The organism is Roseibium aggregatum, from assembly GCF_017309185.1.
GTDB classification, from domain to species: domain Bacteria; phylum Pseudomonadota; class Alphaproteobacteria; order Rhizobiales; family Stappiaceae; genus Roseibium; species Roseibium aggregatum_B.
Genome location: NZ_JAEKJZ010000005.1, coordinates 42,007 through 58,174 on the forward strand (window position 1 = coordinate 42,007; position 16,168 = coordinate 58,174).

The following is a 16,168-nucleotide window of genomic DNA, read 5'->3' on the forward strand; positions in this document are numbered from 1 at the left end:
TCGATCGCAGACAGGATGCTTGGCTTTGTTGAAACGATCTCGCCCGTGTAACCGGCCGGAGATCTCAGAGAGTGTTGACAGGCACCTTCAGGAAGGTCTTGCCCTGTTCGTCGGCGGGCGGCAGCTGGCCGGCGCGCATGTTCACCTGAAGCGACGGAATGATCAGCTTCGGCATGTCCAGTTGCGCGTCGCGCTCGGTCCGGAACTTGACGAACTCGTCCTTGGTCTTGCCGCCGCCGACATGAATATTGTGCTCTTTCTCGGCTCCGACGGTGGTTTCCCACTCGATGTCGCGGCCGTTCGGGCCGTAGTCGTGGCACATGAACAGGCGCATGTCTTCAGGCAGGGCCAGAACCTTCTGGATGCTGTCGTAAAGCGTACCGGCATCGCCGCCGGGGAAATCCGCGCGCGCCGATCCCCCGTCCGGCATGAACAGAGTGTCGCCGACAAAGGTGGCGTCGCCCATCACGTGGGCCATGCAGGCGGGCGTGTGACCTGGCGTATACATCGCGAAAGCCGTCAGCTCACCGATCTGGTAGGAATCCCCGTCCCTGAAAAGCCGGTCGAACTGGCTGCCGTCGCGCTGGAACTCCGTGCCTTCGTTGAAGACCTTGCCGAAGGTCTCCTGAACGACGGTGATCTGGTCGCCGATCCCCAGCTTGCCGCCCAGTTTCTGCTGGATATAGGGTGCTGCGGACAGGTGGTCGGCATGAACATGGGTTTCGATCAGCCACTCCAGTTTCAGACCTTTTTCCTGAACATAGGCGATGATTTCGTCTGCATGATCGTAGGTGATGCGGCCCGCGGCGTAGTCGATGTCCATCACGCTGTCGACGACGGCGCAGGAATTCGAGGCCGGGTCCTTGACCACATAGCTGATTGTGTTTGTGGCCGGATCGAAAAAAGGCGTTACATCGGGCTTTACGGTCATGTCGACCGGGTAGTTCGAAGTGCTCATTTCAGTCTCCCGTTTTATGTTGCCGAACGGCTTACGCCTCGGCTGTTAGTTTACGATTGCTCATCGAAATCATCCAGCGCGCCGTCAGGATCCCCGCGACGATGGTGGCTGCCGTCAGCAGGGCGCCCGGCAGGCCTAGGCCGAGAACCGGAACGAGCCCGCCCGGACAGAAACCGCTCAATCCCCAACCGATCCCGAAGACGGCGGAGCCGCCGATCAGCTTGACGTCCAGATCCTGCTTTGTCGGCAGGTTGAATTGACCGCCGAGCAACGGCTGGCCCATGCGGAAGGCCAGGCGGTAGCCGATCGCCGTCACGATGAGCGCGCCGCCCATGACGAAGGCGAGACTGGGGTCCCAGGTGCCTGCAAGGTCGAAGAAATTCAGAACCTTGGCGGGATCTCCCATGCCGGAGATCAGGATACCGCAGCCGAACAGGAGGCCGATGGCGAAAGCAGAAACAAGTTTCATCCGATCATCCTCCAAAGACATGACGGGTGACGAAGACGGTGACGATTGCCGTCAGCATGAAGGTCACGGTGGCCACGATGGACCGGGCGGACAGTCGCGAGATGCCGCAAACGCCGTGCCCGCTGGTGCAGCCGGAGCCGTAGGTCGTTCCGATGCCGGTCAGAAAGCCGCCTACCGCGAGAACCGCCGGCGACGACGGGATGTCGATCCGCGGAAGCTCCCCCGTGATGCCCAGCATGATCAGCGGGCTTGCGATCAAACCGCCGAGAAACGCGGCGCGCCAGGCCCAGTCGGAACTGAGCTGCGTCGCCAGCAGTCCGCTCACGATGCCGTTGATCCCGGCAATCCTGCCATGAACCGCCATCAGGGCCACTGTGGCGAGACCTATCAGAATGCCGCCGGCAAAACTGAGAAAAGGAGTGAATTCTGTCATGCGAGACCCTTCGTTACAATATGTTCGAATATATGAATATAATAGGCGGGTATCAAGTGGTCGATTTTGACACTCTTTCTGGAAAAGCGGGCGCGGCGAGGATTTGAGACCGGAGAGCGTCGAAAGCTTCTCTCACCTGGAACGGTGGAGGCCGGGTATCACGGGTCCTGCGGGCCGGTCACGGGATCGCTGCCGTTTTTCGGCAAAGCGCCGGCCTCGCGCCCGAGCGCAAGAACGACTTCGGTCCCATCCCCGCGAACGCGCGTGACCGCGCCGGGCAGGAGCAATGCCGGGTTCTGGGCGGATGGCGGTGTCTCAAGATCGGTGCGCGGGCCTGAGAATTCGCCCATCGGCCTCAGGATATCCTCGTGCACGACACTCCCGACATAAAGCGCGTGCAAGTGTCCGTCCTTGACGATCTCGAAGCGGCTCGGCCAGAGACGAAGCACCCAGCGGCCGCCTTCAGCCTCGTTCGCATCCTTGCGGATCAGCACCATTTCGGGCTGGCGGCCGTTCTGGCTGCGGGGCAGGATCGGAAGCGAGTCCGATGGTGTCTGGCCTTCCACGAAACCGCTCGCCGTCGTGAGCGACCATTTCGGTGGCCGTTGCCATCCTGCCTCACGGGCGGTTTCGGCGAAGCTGTTCAGCGGGCCGGAATACTGAATGACCAGCGGTTCTTCCCGGTCTCCGTTGAGCTCGATCCGTCTTGCGGGGACCGCCCGCCAATCGCCGTCCAGCCAGCCGGATACCGTCAGGACCTCCGTGTTTGACCGGGGTTCGTAGGTGAGCAGTGCCCGGTCGTAGGTCCTGGACAGGTGCCAGCCGCCGAAGCCGGCAAGGGTTGCCACAACCAGCACGGCCATTGTCGCACGGCCGATCTTTTCGTTGTGGATCGGCCCGAACACGAAGGCGAAAGCGGACACCATGGCGGTGCCGAACAGAAGCCCCGCCAGCACGTCGGACATCCAGTGGGCTCCCAGATAGATCCTGGAAAAGCCGATGGTGATCACATAGCTGGCGGCGACCGTGAAGATGCCCGCCTTTGCCCAGCGGTTGAGGTCGTGAGCGATCAGGACGGCGCAGATCCCGAAAAGGACCGCGTTCAGGGTCGCGTGACCGCTCGGAAAACTGTAGGCATCGGCCCCCGCATAGAGCTCGAGCGGCCGGGCCCGATGCAGCATCAGCTTGAACAGGGGGACGAACATCGCGGTGCCGGCCATGGCGATGACAAATCCGATACCCCGCCGCCAGGCTCTTCTAAAAAAGAGATAGGCGGCAACGGCAACGGTAATCGCGGTCAGGACGATGCCGTCTCCAAGGGTGGTCGCGAAGACCATGATCTTGTCGCCGACGGGCGTGCGCAGGCTGTCGAACAGATTGAGAATGGCAAGGTCCGCGCGCACCATGGGTTCCCCGGGGGCGACCTCGCCGACCAGCCAGAAAAAGGTCGGCATCGTCACCAGCAGGAGCAGGGCCGAGACAAGCATGCCGGTGGAGCGGGGATGGGCCGGATCGAAGGTCCGGGCGATCCATTGCGATGTCTTGTCCTGACGATTTGCGAACCAGGTGACGATGGCCGCGTGGGCGTTGGGAAACAGCGGCAGGATGGTCAGGATCAGCCAGCGTCCCAGCATGACGAACAGGAAGACGACCACAAGAAGCGCGCCGAGGACAAGGGCGAGGCGCCCGCTGATTTCGCCGATGGCGCTGAGCGCGGACCCTGCCAGAACGCCCGGTGCAAGATGCGCAATCGTCCAGGCGAAGGCCGAGGTGACGTTGACAATCGAAAACCGGGTGAAATTCATGCCGGCCATGCCGGCAATTCCAGGAACGACCGATTTCACGCCGGGTACGAATCGGCCGAAAAAAATACTCTTGCCGCCGTGGCGCGCGAAGAACTTCTCGCCGCTTTCCATCATGTGGGCGTATTTGTTGAGCGGCCACATGCTCTTGATCTTGTCCTTGAAGGCGTAGCCTATCCAGTAGGAGATCGCATCGCCCGCGGTCGCTCCGAGCGTCGTCCAGACAAACACCGGAACCGGGTCCAGTTTTCCGAGGCCGATCAGCGTTCCGGCACCGACAAGGACAACGGTGGTGGGCACGAACAGGCCGATGATGAACAGCGCCTCGCCCATGGCCGCCAGGAAACAGATTAGGCCTGCCAGCGATGGATTGTCCGCTATGAAAGCCAGAACGAGATCAAGATATTCGGTCACGGACGCAAAGTCTTGTAAGAACTATCGAGGTTGCCGCTCGGGCCGGAAACTCCACTGGTCCGGCGGCTGTGTTAAGGCTTCATATAAGGGCATGCGCCATCCTCCAACAGTGAAAAACGACTCCTGCCTTTTTGAAACAGCGAATTCAGGCATGGTCATTTGAAGTCCGCTGCATCAAGATGCACTCAGGACGCCTGAACTTGGAGGCATTGATGTTCGAATCCGCGCGACTCCCTCAGAAAATCAACAAGAAAACCTTCAAGAAGATGGAGCCGGAGTTGCGGGAGGCATTGCTCGCCGCCCAGTTGCCTGTCGTAGAGAAACAGCAGTTTTCGACGCTGATCCTCGTGGACGGACTGGATGGGGCGGGCAAGGGCGAGGCTGTTGCCCGGCTCTACGGCTGGATGGACGCCCGGCATCTGGTTTGCAACGCCTATGCCGAGCCGACGAACGACGAACAGCAGCGGCCGCCGCTCTGGCGTTACTGGCGCGATCTGCCGCCGAAAGGTGAAACGGCGATTGTTTTCGGAAGCTGGTACCAGACCGTGCTCCGGAATTGGATCTACAAGAAGATCGACGAAGACGCCTTCGAAAAGGAGCTCACGCGGATCACGCGCTTTGAGGAAATGCTGGCGAACGAGGACGTGCTCATCCTCAAGTTCTGGTTCTTCCTGCCAAGGGATGTTCAGGAAGAACGCTTGAAGAAGATCCGGAAAAAACATGCCGCGCGTCACGTGCTCGCGGATTGGGCCGCGCTGAAACATCACAAGAAGGCCAGCGAAGCCGGCGAAAAGATCATCCTTGAAACCAGCAAGGGCTATGCGCCCTGGTTCGTCATCCCGTCGCAGGACCCCGAATACCGCGATGCCGCGCTCGCCCAGACCGTGGCCAGGTCGATGGCGGTCAAACTGGAAGACGGTGAGCCGCATTCGGTCGCCGCTCCTCCCGTCATTGGCGGACTGAAACGGGAGACGGCGGTCGACACCATCGATCTGACGGTGAAACTGGACAAGGCGGACTACGAGCAGAAGAGGGAAAAATTCCAGGACCGTCTTTCCGAACTTTCCGACCGCAAGACGTTGTCGAAAACCGGCGTGGTGCTAGTCTTTCAGGGCAATGACGCAGCGGGCAAGGGGGGAGCCATCCGCCGGGTGATCCGGCCGCTCGATCCGCGCATTTACAAGGTACATCCGATCTCGGCGCCGACGGACGAGGAAAAGGCGCGGCCCTATCTGTGGCGCTTCTGGAGACGGCTTCCCAAGAAGGGCCACTTCGCGATCTTCGACCGGTCCTGGTACGAGCGCGTGCTTGTCGAGCGTGTCGAAGGCTTTGCCGGTCACGACGACTGGCTGCGAGCTTATAACGAGATCAACGAGTTCGAGCACGAGTTGACGAATTTCGGCTATATCGTATGCAAATTCTGGCTGGCGATTTCCGAGGAGGAGCAGCTCAGGCGGTTCAAGGCGCGCGAGGAAACGGCCTACAAACAGCACAAGATCACCGACGAGGACTGGCGCAACCGCCTGAAGTGGGATCAGTATGCGATCGCGGCGGGCGACATGATCGACCGCACCTCGACGCACTATGCGCCCTGGACGCTGGTGTCCTCGGAGAACAAGCGCCATGCGCGGGTCAAGGTGCTCCAGACCATCTGCGAGCGGCTTGAGGAAAAGGTTTAGGGAACGCTTCCCCTACGCATTCGCTCCCAGGCCGTGTCAGAGCGCCTCGGCCAGATAGTCGATCGCGGCTTGAACGCCGCCTTTGCCGTGCCGGATACCGAGCTTGTCGAAACCGAGTTCGATGGCCGCAAGCGTGCCGAACAGCATGACCGCGTTGACGTGGCCCATGTGGGCGATACGAATGCCCTTGCCGGAAAGCTCGCCGATCGTGCCGCCGACCGTGACCCCGCAGACTTCCTTGGTAAAGGTTCTCAGGTCCCCGGCCTCTGCGTCCTCGAATCGGACCACGGAAACGGAGTTGGAGCGCGCATGCGGGTCCTCGATGTTGAAGCGCACCGAGCCGCCTTGCGACCATGTGGCAATGGCGCGCCGGGTTGCCTCGCCAAGCAGCGCGTGCCGGTGCCAGACCTTTTCAATGCCTTCCTCGAAGATGAGCTCCAGGGCCTTGTGAAACGCGAACAGCAGATGTTCCGGCGGCGTGCCGCAATATTTCTGGTAGTGCTCGGGGCCCTGGCGGAAGGTCCAGTCGGTGTAGTTGGTGCGAAGGTCGGCTTTCTCGTGGGCCTTGTCGGCCCTCGGTCCGGCTGCGACAAAGGAAAGACCGGGAGGGCACATCAGGCCCTTCTGGGATCCGGTCAGCGCGACGTCCACACCCCAGGCATCCATCTCGAACGGCATGCAGCCCAGCGAGGCGATGGTGTCGACCATGAAGAGCGCCGGGTGCCGGGCCGCATCGATGGCCTTGCGCAGGGCGGCGATGTCGTTCCAGACACCCGAGGCGGTGTCGACCTGAACGACCAGGATCGCCGCGATCTCATGCGCCGTGTCCAGCTTCAAACGCTCTTCCAGTTTCGCCGGATCGACGCCTCTTTCCCAGGAGCCGGACAGGACTTCGACATCCAGCCCGGCGACACGGGCGGCTTCGCCCCATCCGACCGCGAACCGGCCGGATTCCAGCACCAGGATCTTGTCGTCACGGCTCAAGGTGTTGCAAAGGGCCGCATCCCAGGCGCCATGACCGTTCGCCGCATAGATATAGGTCTTGCCTTCGGTTCTGAAGAGGCGCTTCAGCCCCTTCAGGCAGAACTCCGTGGTTTCCAGGAGCGGCCCTTCGTAGATGTCCACGGCGGGTTTGTGCATGGCCCTCAGAACTTCCTCGGGCACATTGGTGGGGCCCGGAATCATCAAGAATTCTTTGCCATTGCGAAGCGACATGGGTGATCCCTGCATAAGGAGTGGAAGCGAAACCGGAGGATGAAAGGTCGTCGAAAAGGACCCATGGCATATCGTCATCGGTCAATCGAAGGGCGGTCGTCCTCCGACAGGAGTCCGGCCGCGCCGAAAATTGCTCTAAAGCAGCCGCCCGTCAAGTCGGGAACGGAGGCGGAACCGCCAAGCCGCCGTCAAATGGCGCGCTTCTGCGCGGGAGCGTGGGAATTGCGTGAGGAGAGTCAGGGAGCATGCGCCATTTCAGAGTTTATGGTAAATTTTAACGAGATGGCGATAACTCGTTGTGAACCAAGAATAATTTCATGAAATCCGCGTTGTTGGCCGGGCTGATCTTCGTTAACAAAAATAAAATGTCTTGTTTCCGTAAGGTAGTTTCTTCAAATTGATGAACAGTTGGTATCCTCGGTTAGGCGTAGCATCATGATTTTGGTCGAGGAAGGACAAAGTCCGCTCATTCTCTGTCTGCCGGATAGCGGCACGGAGATGCCGGATGCGGTTGCCAAAAGACTGACGGCCACCGGCAAGCTCCAGGCCGATCTTTCCTGGAGGCTTGAGGGGATTTTTGATTTTCACAAAGAGCTTGACGCAACGGTCATCCGTTCGTCGGTATCGCGCTACGTGATCGATGTCGACAAGGACCCGGCTACGCCCGTCTCAGCCGCTTTCGATCCCACCCTGGCGCTTTGTCCGGCCACCACGCTTGACGGCAAGGGCATTTACCGGGACGGCGAGGAGCCGGGCCCAACGGAGATCGAGCAACGCGAACTCCTGTTTCATGCGCCCTTCCACGCGAAGCTGCAAAAACAGATCAACCGGTTGAGAGCGCGGCACAGGCATGTCATCGTGCTTGTGTGCCAGTCCATTCGGTCTCAAATCCGGGGTGTGACGGAAAAAGGTCTGCCGCTTGTCAATATCGGCAGCGGCGGGGGGGAATCCTGTGATCCCGACCTCCGGAACCTGATCGTCGGATCCTTCAACGCGCAGCAGGGGTTTACAGTCGGGGTCGACGGTCAGGCCAAGGGCGGTTACATCACGCGCTTTTACGGGCGGCCTGAAGATGGCGTTCATGCGATGACGGTGCTGCTCGCTCAGCGGAGTTATCTGCGCCATGAATCGCCCCCCTTCGAGCCGGACAAGTCCCGAGTGGCGCGTCTGCAAACCGTCTTGTCCGACAGTTTTTCGAGGATCGTCGACTGGGCGGGAATGACGGGAGGAGATGAGAGCTGCAATCCGCAGCGTGAGCCGGAAAATCCGAAGCGGGAAAAGAACGGCGTCGCGCCGTCGCGCAAAACGACGCCTTTAGCAAAGGCGGGCGTGGGCCGGGAAGAAGGCGCTTCGGCCAGGGCGCGCGCTTCGGAGGAAGAGATCCAGACCCTTCCGGTCGATCCTCTGACGCTGCCGGATTTGACGCGGGCCAAACCCGCTCGAGGCCGCCCCGGCGACTATCCCGTCTTGCCGCTTCAGGTCGCCGAATAAGGCCTTTCACCGGAGATCCGTCACACGACGTTTCGCTCGACAATGGGGGTATTCGCCTTCAACCGCTCTATCGACAGCGCAGACAGATCCAGCGTCTGATAGCTGCCGGTTGCGATCAATTCGGCAAGTCCTCGCCCGACCGCGGGCGATTGCTGCAATCCATGACCGGAAAACCCGAGCGCCAGATAGAAACCTTCCAGGTCCGGAACGGTTCCGACAAACGCATTGTGGTCGAAAAGATTCATGTCGTAGGTCCCGGCCCAGGCCGCTCCGGGCTTGATCGCTTCAAAGGCCGGCACTCGTTCCGCAAGCGTCGGCCAGATATGCTCGTCGAAGAGCGTATGGTCGACCGTAAAGTCGTTGCAGTCCGGATCCTGGTCCTCCGGCGGAGCCGAGCCGCACAGAAAGCCCGTGCCTTCCGGCCGGACATAAGTGCCGGTCGGATCGATCAGCATCGGAAAATTCGCCAGCTTCTCCCGGCACTCGAAAGTGAAGACGAACCGCTTCCTGGGGACGACCGGCACGTCCAGACCGGCTTGCCGGCAGATGTCGGAGCCACCGGACGCGCCCGCGCAATTGACGACGACGGGCGCCGTCAGCGTGTCGCCCGAGGAGAGACGGACCGTCCAGTCTCCGCCGGTCCGTGCAGCGATCTCCGCCCTGGCGGCGATATAGTCGACATCGAGCGAGCGGGCCTTTTTCCGGAACGCCTGCATAAGGCCGTAGCCGTCGAACCAGCCTTCTCCCGTCCGGCCGTGGCATCCGGCGTCGATGTCTGCCACGTTCAGCCAGGGATAGGCGCGTTTCAGGCCTTCGCTGTCGAAGAAGGAGATATCGGCGCCAAGGCCTTGCTGCAGCCTGTGGTTTTCTTCCAGGATCGCCGTCTTGTCCGGGGTCGCCAGGAAGAGATATCCGCCCTCGTGAAGGTCGACGGCGGGCCGTTCACCGTTGACCTCGAGCGCTGTCCCGATTTCCCGCAGGAAGGAGATGCCGTAGAGCGAGATTTCGATGTTGATACCGGTGGAGAATTGCTGGCGGATGGAAGCCGCCGAACGGGCGGACGCACAGATTTCATAGGCGGGATCCGCCTCGATCACGACAATACGTCCGGAAAAGTCGTTGCGTTGAGCCAGATGGCAGGCAACCGACGACCCCATCGCCGCGCCGCCAATGACAATCACATCCGCAGTCCGCTCCGTCATGAAGCCTCCTCAAAAGGACTGGCGGGCTCGAAAGCCCGCCAGATCGAGGGAAACAGAAGAAGTTTAGAAAAACGCCTGCAGACCGGTCTGGGCCCGGCCCAGGATCAGGGCGTGAACGTCGTGGGTGCCCTCGTAGGTGTTCACCGTTTCCAGGTTCTGGGCGTGGCGCATGACGTGATATTCTTCCTGAATGCCGTTGCCGCCATGCATGTCGCGCGCCTGCCTTGCGATATCGAGTGCCTTGCCGCAGTTGTTGCGCTTGATCAGGGAGATCATCTCAGGAGCAACTTCGCCTGCATCGAAAAGCTGGCCGACGCGCAGGGCTGCCTGCAGCCCCAGTGTGATTTCGGTCTGCATGTCCGCGAGCTTTTTCTGGTAAAGCTGGGTCTGGGCCAGCGGCCGCCCGAACTGCTCCCGGTCGAGGCCGTATTGACGGGCCCGGGTCCAGCAGTCTTCCGCCGCGCCCATGGCGCCCCAGGCAATGCCGTAGCGGGCTCGGTTGAGGCAGCCGAACGGCCCCTTCAGGCCGGACACGTTCGGCAGGAGCGCGTCCTCGCCGACTTCCACGCCATCCATGACGATCTCGCCGGTAATGGAGGCGCGCAACGACAGCTTGCCGCCGATCTTGGGTGCGGAAAGACCCTTGAGGCCTTTGTCCAGAACAAAGCCGCGGATGGCGCCGTCATGGGCTTCCGACTTCGCCCAGACGACGAAAACGTCGGCAATCGGGGAGTTGGAGATCCACATCTTCGAGCCCGTGAGCCGGTACCCGCCGTCGGTCTTTTCGGCGCGGGTGCGCATGCCGGCCGGGTCGGACCCGGCGTCGGGTTCGGTCAGGCCGAAACAGCCGACAAATTCTCCGCTGGCCAGTTTCGGCAGGTATTTCTGCCGTTGCTCTTCCGATCCGTAGGCATAGATCGGGTACATGACGAGAGAAGACTGGACGCTCATCATGGAGCGGTAACCGGAATCGACGCGCTCGACTTCCCGGGCAACGAGGCCATAGGCGACGTAGGACGCGCCCGCGCAGCCATAGGCTTCGGGCAAGGTGACGCCAAGCAGGCCGAGTTCACCCATTTCGTTGAAGATTGACCGGTCGGTCTTCTCTTCCCGGTAGGCATCGATCACGCGTGGCAGAAGCTTTTCCTGGGCATAGGCACGCGCCGTATCCTGGATCAGCTGCTCGTCTTCCTTGAGTTGCGCACGCAGGTGAAACGGGTCCTGCCAGTCGAAGGTGCCGCCACCAGCGGGTGAGGATTTGGTTTGTGCCGCTACATTCATACTGTCTCTCCCAGGCCCTGGCAGGCCATCTTTCGGTGGCCGCATGAGGCCGGGTTCATTCTGTTTCTTCAACTCTTACCGGAGATTCAGTTGATTTAAAACGAAACCTTCTCCATCATTCATGCCGAATTGGAATGAACTGGAAGCTGTCCCGATGCGTCGCGCCTTTGTCCCGCCGGCCGATACCCTGATCGCCTTCGAATGCGCTGCGCGGCATTTGAGCTTTACGCGCGCCGCCGAGGAACTCCACCTGACGCAGGGCGCGGTCTCCAAACAGGTCCGTCATCTTGAAGACCGGCTTGGGGTCGAACTGTTCCGCCGGGTGCGGCAGCGCATTGTCCTCACCGACGCCGGCCGGATCTATTTGCACGACATCCGCAGTGCGTTGGAGCAGATGACGGCGGCGACGCGCCAGGTCATGTCCTATGCGGGCAGCGCGGACGTGCTTAACCTGGCGGTGCTCCCCACCTTCGGCACCCGCTGGCTGGCGCCGCGCCTGGCCGCGTTCTCCAGGCGCTATCCCGACGCAGGCCTCAATCTGAGCGTTCGGCTCCAACCGTTCGACTTCGATGAGGAACCTTTCGACGGCGCGATCCACCATGGCGATCCTGTCTGGGCCGGCGCTATTGCCGAAAGGTTGTTTGACGAGGAGGTGATCGCGGTGTCTTCCCGCGCCTTTCGCGACAGGCACGGCATTCGGAACCCCTCCGATCTGGCGCGGGTTCCGCGCCTGCAGCTTGCGACCCGGCCGCTTGCGTGGCGGCAGTGGTTCGATCTGGCGGGCGTGGAAACGGACAGCGCCTTTCAAGGCGCCCGCTTCGAACAATTCGTCATGATTTCGGAAGCCGCCATACACCATGCCGGCGCCGCGCTTATTCCGCGCTTCTTCGTGGAAGCCGAACTCGCCTCCGGCCGCCTGGTTCGCCTCTTCGATCTGTCGCTCGATCAGGCGACCGCCTACTATTTCGTCTACCCCGAGGGGCGCACCATTCGCCCTGTTGTGGCGGCGTTCCGCAAATGGCTGATGGAAGAGGCAAGAACGGCAAGGACAAATCGCGAAGCGATGCTGCCGGGCTAGGGTCCGTACACTTGGGCGCGAACCCTAATACTTAAAGCTTGCCGGGTTCCGCTTGCGCTTTCGCAGCGGAAGTTCAAACTTGTCGTCGATCGTTCACTCTTTGCAGCTCATGCCCTTGGCGCATGAAAAATCAGGAACGGGTCGGACAATGGTAAGTTTCCAGTTGCTCAACGCGGTTCGATATATTCCGGTGCACATCGGTCTGCACAAACGGAAACACCTGTTCATCCATATTCCCAAGAACGGCGGCATGTCGATCCGCCGGGCGCCTCAGCTCGAAGGACGTCTGCTGACAGCAACCAGAAAGCGTCTGATCAGCACGCAATATGCGAAGGAAGTCTCCGCGATCATTAAAAAGGGCGGAACGCATCACGCACGCCTGATCGACATCGACAGGTCCGTAAGGCGCGCCTCCATTCCCTTCGCGGTTGTCAGAAACCCATGGTCGCGTGTTTTCTCGCGCTTTACCTTCGGCTTGCAGGGGGATCAGGGCGGCTCCGAAGTCAGGGACATATCGGCGGCGGATTTCGAACGGTTTGTCGACGAACGTCATGAGTACGGCGACAAGCCCTATTTCTGGCACAAGGCGATCAGAGGCTGGTATCCGCAGGCGGATTACGTCCTCGACGAAAAGGGCGACGTCGGTGCCGACGTGTTGCGCTTCGAAAAGCTGCAAGAAGACTTTCAGACATATTTCAAGGCCGAAGAGCCGCTCAGGCCCCGCAACCGGACCAAACGAAAAAAGGTCTGCTACAAGAATTTTTATTCTGACAAGCTTATCCAGGATGTCGCGGACTGGTACAGCCGCGATATCGAACTGTTCGGTTTCGACTTTGAAGGCGGCGCGCGGAAGAATACATTTGCCGCAAGAATGACTGGCGGCGGGAACCAATAGCACTCGCCGGGCTTTATATGCATAAGACCCCACGTCAGCGACGACGTCTCAACGGACCGGCATTTGAGCGGGCCTGAAAACCGAATGTTCCGGGCCCGTAGCCTGAAGCGGTCCCGGGAGCGAACCCCGAAACGACGGTGCCCAAAGAATGACGAAAAACGGCAGTCAGCATCTGCGCTTGATCCTGAACGGCAAGGCCGCCGGAAGGCCCGAGGTTCGCGACGCCGTGGCGGTGGTCCGAAACATGGGGCACGATGTTTCCGTCAGGGTGACCTTTGAATCCGGAGATGTCGCTCGTCTCGTCGGGGAAGCGCTGCGCGACCATGCGGAAGAGCCGATCGACACGCTGGTGAGCGGCGGCGGTGACGGAACGCTGCACGAGGTGGTGGACGCCGTGTTGCGCCAGCTGCCCGATGGCCGCAAGCCGCCCTTCGCCTTTGCCCTGCTGCCGCTCGGCACGGCCAACGATTTTGCCCAGGGGATCGGCCTGGAGCCGGCCGACATCGGGGCATGTCTGAAATTCGCCGCCCGCGCCAAAGCTAGGCCGACCGATGTCGGCGAGGTGAACGGTCATGTGTTTGTCAACATGGCGACCGGCGGTTTCGGCACGCAGGTGACCGCACAAGCCGACCCGAACCTCAAACGGATCCTTGGCGGCGCGGCCTATCTCTTCACCGGCTTGCAGCGTTTTTCGGAGCTTGCCGCCTGTGAAGGCCGCATCGAAGCCGAGGGTTTTTCCTGGGAGGGCGCCTTTCTGGCGCTGGCCATCGGCAACGGTCGGCGCGCGGGCGGCGGCATTCAGCTATGCCCGCACGCGGAACTCGACGACGGCTTCCTGGATTTGACGGTCTTGCCCTTTCCCAGGTCGGGCAAGGTGATCGATCTTCTCTCCATGCTTCTGGAAAACGGAGCGGAGGGGCTGAACAACGTCCTCATCCAGAAGAAGCTCCGCAACATTGTCATCGAAACGGCGGAGCCGGTGCAGTTCAATCTGGACGGCGAGGGGATAACCGGACAGTCCTGGGAAATCGGTCTCAGGCATCACGGGATCGAGCTGCGGCGGTGACCGCCGCCTCGTGCGCAATCAGCCCCTAACCGATCCGTTTCAGCCAGCCGTCGGGAGCGGCGGAGATCAGAAGTTTCTGGTTGATTTCCTGATCGATCGCGAACTCCGGATGGGACTTCAGGAACTCATGCACGGCGGTCTTGGCATTGTTGCCCGGCGCCCAGGGCCGGTCGGGGAACGTGTCCGCCGGCAGATCTTCGATCACCGTATCGAAAACGAGGCAATAGCTGTCTTTGGTTGCGAGGTCCGCATAGGCGTTCAACTCGGCGAGGACGTGATCATGGGTGTGATTGCTGTCCAGGCAGACGAGCACGCGCTCATAGTCCTTCGCGTAGTCGTGCACGCGCTCGATCATCGGCTGCTCGATCGAGGATCCTTCGAACATATCGATTTTGGATGACAGCGGATGCGCCTCGATTGCCGCCTTGTTGTGCGCCCGGATGTCGATGTCGATCCCGAGCACGCGCCGCTTCGCGGTTTTCGGATCGACCACGCCGCCGGTTGCCACCGCGTCGCAATAGTCGAGCATGGCAAGCAATGAGGCGCTCAGGATCAGGGAGCCGCCATGGGCAATGCCGGTTTCGATGATCAGGTCAGGCTTGGCCGCCCAGACGACCTCCTGAAAGGCAACCATGTCGGAAGGCAGCTGGATGATCGGCCGGCCACCCCAGGCGAAATTGTACATGTATTTCTCGGCGAAGGCCGATTGCATCCAGTCTGTCGAGAGGCCTTTCCAGGCGTCGAGTTTCCCGTACCCGGCGATCCGGTTCTCCCGCTCGGTCTCGAACTCTCTGATCGGGTCGTTATTGTTATCCATGTTCAGCTCCTGATTGGCTCGAGTTTTTGCGCGCGGCATGCAGCAGCGAAGGCAGGTCTTCTAGCAGGTTTCGCGGTGAGAAACCGAATTCGGACCGTATGCGCGATATGTCAATTTCCGGAAAGGCCCTGCGAACGCCGCCCGGAGCGAAGGCGCAGGAAAACCCCTCGTTGCTCAGAACGCCGGCAATCTCGTCATGGCTGGTCGGCCGGCCGCTGGCGAGGTTGTAAATCCGGCTGCGTCCCTCCCGGGCAATCCTTTCGGAAAGAACCGCAACGTCATCAACGGAAATATAGTCTTTCGAGGAGCTCGCGGCTTCCTGAATTTCGGCGCGACGTTGCGACGCGATGTCCGTGAGCAGAGACCCGAGAAACGTGTTTTGGCTCTGGCCCGGACCGTAGACATTCGACAGGCGCGCCACCCGTGCGGTGGGAGACGGCAAGGCCAGGCAGAGCGCCTCGCCGAGCATCTTGGAAAGATCGTAGGTCGTATCGGCGGAAGGGCGCACCTTCAGGAAGGCGTCTTCGCCGGTCTCTCCAACGCCTGTGGCCTGTGCATAGATCCGGGTGCTTGAGAAATAGAGAAACGAGTCGAAGACAGCCGTTTCGAGCAGCTTCGCCAGCAGGCCCGCGTGAGCATCCACCGTGGCAAGCGGCATCTTCCGGAAGTTGCCGGTCAATCCGATGCAATAGAACACATGGCCCAGGTTGCCGGAGAGCGTTGCCAGGTCCTGCCGTCCCGGTGTGGCGACCTCGTAACCGCTGGTGCGCAGATGGCGGGTGACGGCGCGGCCGATGAAACCGCTTGAGCCAAGAACCGTCGCCTTCATGGTCTGGTTCCGATCGTCCGCATCGGGTTCCCGGCGACAATCGTGTAGGCGGGTATGGTTCCCTTGACGACGGTACCGGCGCCGATGACGCAACCGGTGTTGACCACGGCACCGTCGAGAAAGACGCAATTGGCCCCGATCCAGACGTCGTTGCCGATAGTGATGCCGCCCCGGCTCGGCTGAAAGCCCTGTTCGACGATCGGCCGGGTGCGGTCCGCGAAGGCATGATTGACCGGAGCGAAGGTGCAGTTGGCGGCGATCGCGACGTTGTTGCCGATCTTAAGACCATGTCCGGTGTAGATCACGCAACCGGAATTGAGGGTAACGTTTTCACCGATCTCGACATCGCCCGAGCCGCCCGCCGGCTTGATCTTGACGAAGCTGTCGATCACGGAGCGGGCGCCGATGCGGATCACGGTGCCGCGTACGCTGTCTTCGATATCGGCCAGGTTTGAAATGCGCGCCGTTGGATCGATCTCGAGGGTCATGGACGTTCGTGCCAGCCAGTTTTTCAAACGTTGGTACCGCGGCCGGATGCC

Annotated in this window: 15 protein-coding genes; 5 read left to right on the forward strand and 10 right to left on the reverse strand. The window is 61.0% G+C overall.

Going from position 1 to position 16,168, the window contains the following annotated elements:
- Positions 1-64: 64 nt before the first annotated feature.
- The 4 genes from JF539_RS20010 to JF539_RS20025 form a co-directional block, all read right to left on the reverse strand.
- Positions 65-958, reverse strand: a complete 894-nt coding sequence (locus JF539_RS20010) for an MBL fold metallo-hydrolase (RefSeq protein WP_207142507.1) — start codon at positions 956-958, stop codon at positions 65-67.
- A 31-nt stretch (positions 959-989) separates the two neighbouring features.
- Positions 990-1,427, reverse strand: a complete 438-nt coding sequence (locus JF539_RS20015) for a DUF6691 family protein (protein WP_207142509.1) — start codon at positions 1,425-1,427, stop codon at positions 990-992.
- 4 nt (positions 1,428-1,431) lie between these two features.
- Positions 1,432-1,860: a YeeE/YedE family protein gene (locus JF539_RS20020; protein WP_207142510.1), complete on the reverse strand. Its 429-nt coding sequence runs from the start codon at positions 1,858-1,860 to the stop codon at positions 1,432-1,434.
- A 158-nt stretch (positions 1,861-2,018) separates the two neighbouring features.
- Entirely contained in the window at positions 2,019-4,076 is a 2,058-nt protein-coding gene (locus JF539_RS20025) for a bifunctional DedA family/phosphatase PAP2 family protein (protein WP_207142511.1), read from the reverse strand.
- Between the two features lie 212 nt (positions 4,077-4,288).
- Here JF539_RS20025 and pap point away from each other — a divergent pair, with 212 nt between their 5' ends.
- A complete protein-coding gene (gene pap, locus JF539_RS20030; RefSeq protein WP_207142512.1) occupies positions 4,289-5,755 on the forward strand; it encodes a polyphosphate:AMP phosphotransferase in 1,467 nt (488 codons plus the stop codon).
- A gap of 36 nt (positions 5,756-5,791) precedes the next feature.
- On the opposite strand, the gene JF539_RS20035 is transcribed toward pap, so the two are convergent.
- Positions 5,792-6,970, reverse strand: coding sequence for a pyridoxal-phosphate-dependent aminotransferase family protein (locus JF539_RS20035; RefSeq protein ID WP_207142513.1), 1,179 nt, complete (start codon positions 6,968-6,970; stop codon positions 5,792-5,794).
- 435 nt (positions 6,971-7,405) lie between these two features.
- Here JF539_RS20035 and JF539_RS20040 point away from each other — a divergent pair, with 435 nt between their 5' ends.
- The gene (locus JF539_RS20040) at positions 7,406-8,461 is read left to right on the forward strand and encodes an N-formylglutamate amidohydrolase (RefSeq protein ID WP_207142514.1); all 1,056 of its coding nucleotides are present in this window, start codon (positions 7,406-7,408) and stop codon (positions 8,459-8,461) included.
- A 20-nt stretch (positions 8,462-8,481) separates the two neighbouring features.
- Here the strand turns inward: JF539_RS20040 and JF539_RS20045 are convergent, their stop codons facing one another.
- Positions 8,482-9,663 (reverse strand): NAD(P)/FAD-dependent oxidoreductase, encoded by a 1,182-nt coding sequence (locus JF539_RS20045; RefSeq protein WP_207142516.1) that lies wholly within the window; start codon positions 9,661-9,663, stop codon positions 8,482-8,484.
- Between the two features lie 63 nt (positions 9,664-9,726).
- Complete coding sequence (locus tag JF539_RS20050) at positions 9,727-10,944, reverse strand: acyl-CoA dehydrogenase (protein ID WP_207142517.1); 1,218 nt, start codon at positions 10,942-10,944, stop codon at positions 9,727-9,729.
- A 154-nt stretch (positions 10,945-11,098) separates the two neighbouring features.
- On the opposite strand from JF539_RS20050, the gene JF539_RS20055 reads away from it, so the two are divergent.
- The 3 genes from JF539_RS20055 (at position 11,099) to yegS (ending at position 13,983) form a co-directional block, all read left to right on the forward strand.
- On the forward strand, positions 11,099-12,022 hold the full coding sequence (locus JF539_RS20055; RefSeq protein ID WP_207142518.1) for a LysR substrate-binding domain-containing protein: 924 nt from the start codon (positions 11,099-11,101) through the stop codon (positions 12,020-12,022).
- Positions 12,023-12,170: 148 nt separating this feature from the next.
- The gene (locus JF539_RS20060; RefSeq protein WP_207142519.1) at positions 12,171-12,917 is read left to right on the forward strand and encodes a sulfotransferase family 2 domain-containing protein; all 747 of its coding nucleotides are present in this window, start codon (positions 12,171-12,173) and stop codon (positions 12,915-12,917) included.
- Positions 12,918-13,065: 148 nt separating this feature from the next.
- Positions 13,066-13,983, forward strand: a complete 918-nt coding sequence (gene yegS / locus JF539_RS20065; RefSeq protein ID WP_207142520.1) for a lipid kinase YegS — start codon at positions 13,066-13,068, stop codon at positions 13,981-13,983.
- 25 nt (positions 13,984-14,008) lie between these two features.
- Here yegS and JF539_RS20070 read toward each other — a convergent pair whose 3' ends face one another.
- Genes JF539_RS20070 through JF539_RS20080 form a run of 3 tightly spaced genes read right to left on the reverse strand, consistent with a single transcriptional unit; the run spans position 14,009 to position 16,117 of the window.
- Positions 14,009-14,800, reverse strand: coding sequence for a cephalosporin hydroxylase family protein (locus JF539_RS20070; RefSeq protein WP_207142521.1), 792 nt, complete (start codon positions 14,798-14,800; stop codon positions 14,009-14,011).
- Positions 14,793-15,629, reverse strand: a complete 837-nt coding sequence (locus JF539_RS20075; RefSeq protein ID WP_207142522.1) for an NAD-dependent epimerase/dehydratase family protein — start codon at positions 15,627-15,629, stop codon at positions 14,793-14,795. The genes JF539_RS20070 and JF539_RS20075 overlap by 8 nt, the downstream gene beginning before the upstream one ends.
- Positions 15,626-16,117: an acyltransferase gene (locus tag JF539_RS20080; protein ID WP_207142524.1), complete on the reverse strand. Its 492-nt coding sequence runs from the start codon at positions 16,115-16,117 to the stop codon at positions 15,626-15,628. The genes JF539_RS20075 and JF539_RS20080 overlap by 4 nt, the downstream gene beginning before the upstream one ends.
- Positions 16,118-16,168 lie beyond the last annotated feature (51 nt).

Excerpts from the sequence above, each read along its gene's own strand:
- JF539_RS20040 (WP_207142514.1), top strand. The coding sequence starts at position 7,406 with ATGATTTTGGTCGAGGAAGGACAAAGTCCGCTCATTCTCTGTCTGCCG.
- JF539_RS20050 (WP_207142517.1), bottom strand. The coding sequence starts at position 10,944 with ATGAATGTAGCGGCACAAACCAAATCCTCACCCGCTGGTGGCGGCACC.
- JF539_RS20010 (WP_207142507.1), bottom strand. The coding sequence starts at position 958 with ATGAGCACTTCGAACTACCCGGTCGACATGACCGTAAAGCCCGATGTA.
- pap (WP_207142512.1), top strand. The coding sequence starts at position 4,289 with ATGTTCGAATCCGCGCGACTCCCTCAGAAAATCAACAAGAAAACCTTC.
- JF539_RS20015 (WP_207142509.1), bottom strand. The coding sequence starts at position 1,427 with ATGAAACTTGTTTCTGCTTTCGCCATCGGCCTCCTGTTCGGCTGCGGT.
- JF539_RS20075 (WP_207142522.1), bottom strand. The coding sequence starts at position 15,629 with ATGAAGGCGACGGTTCTTGGCTCAAGCGGTTTCATCGGCCGCGCCGTC.
- JF539_RS20020 (WP_207142510.1), bottom strand. The coding sequence starts at position 1,860 with ATGACAGAATTCACTCCTTTTCTCAGTTTTGCCGGCGGCATTCTGATA.
- JF539_RS20035 (WP_207142513.1), bottom strand. The coding sequence starts at position 6,970 with ATGTCGCTTCGCAATGGCAAAGAATTCTTGATGATTCCGGGCCCCACC.
- JF539_RS20045 (WP_207142516.1), bottom strand. The coding sequence starts at position 9,663 with ATGACGGAGCGGACTGCGGATGTGATTGTCATTGGCGGCGCGGCGATG.
- yegS (WP_207142520.1), top strand. The coding sequence starts at position 13,066 with ATGACGAAAAACGGCAGTCAGCATCTGCGCTTGATCCTGAACGGCAAG.
- JF539_RS20055 (WP_207142518.1), top strand. The coding sequence starts at position 11,099 with ATGCGTCGCGCCTTTGTCCCGCCGGCCGATACCCTGATCGCCTTCGAA.
- JF539_RS20070 (WP_207142521.1), bottom strand. The coding sequence starts at position 14,800 with ATGGATAACAATAACGACCCGATCAGAGAGTTCGAGACCGAGCGGGAG.
- JF539_RS20060 (WP_207142519.1), top strand. The coding sequence starts at position 12,171 with ATGGTAAGTTTCCAGTTGCTCAACGCGGTTCGATATATTCCGGTGCAC.
- JF539_RS20080 (WP_207142524.1), bottom strand. The coding sequence starts at position 16,117 with ATGACCCTCGAGATCGATCCAACGGCGCGCATTTCAAACCTGGCCGAT.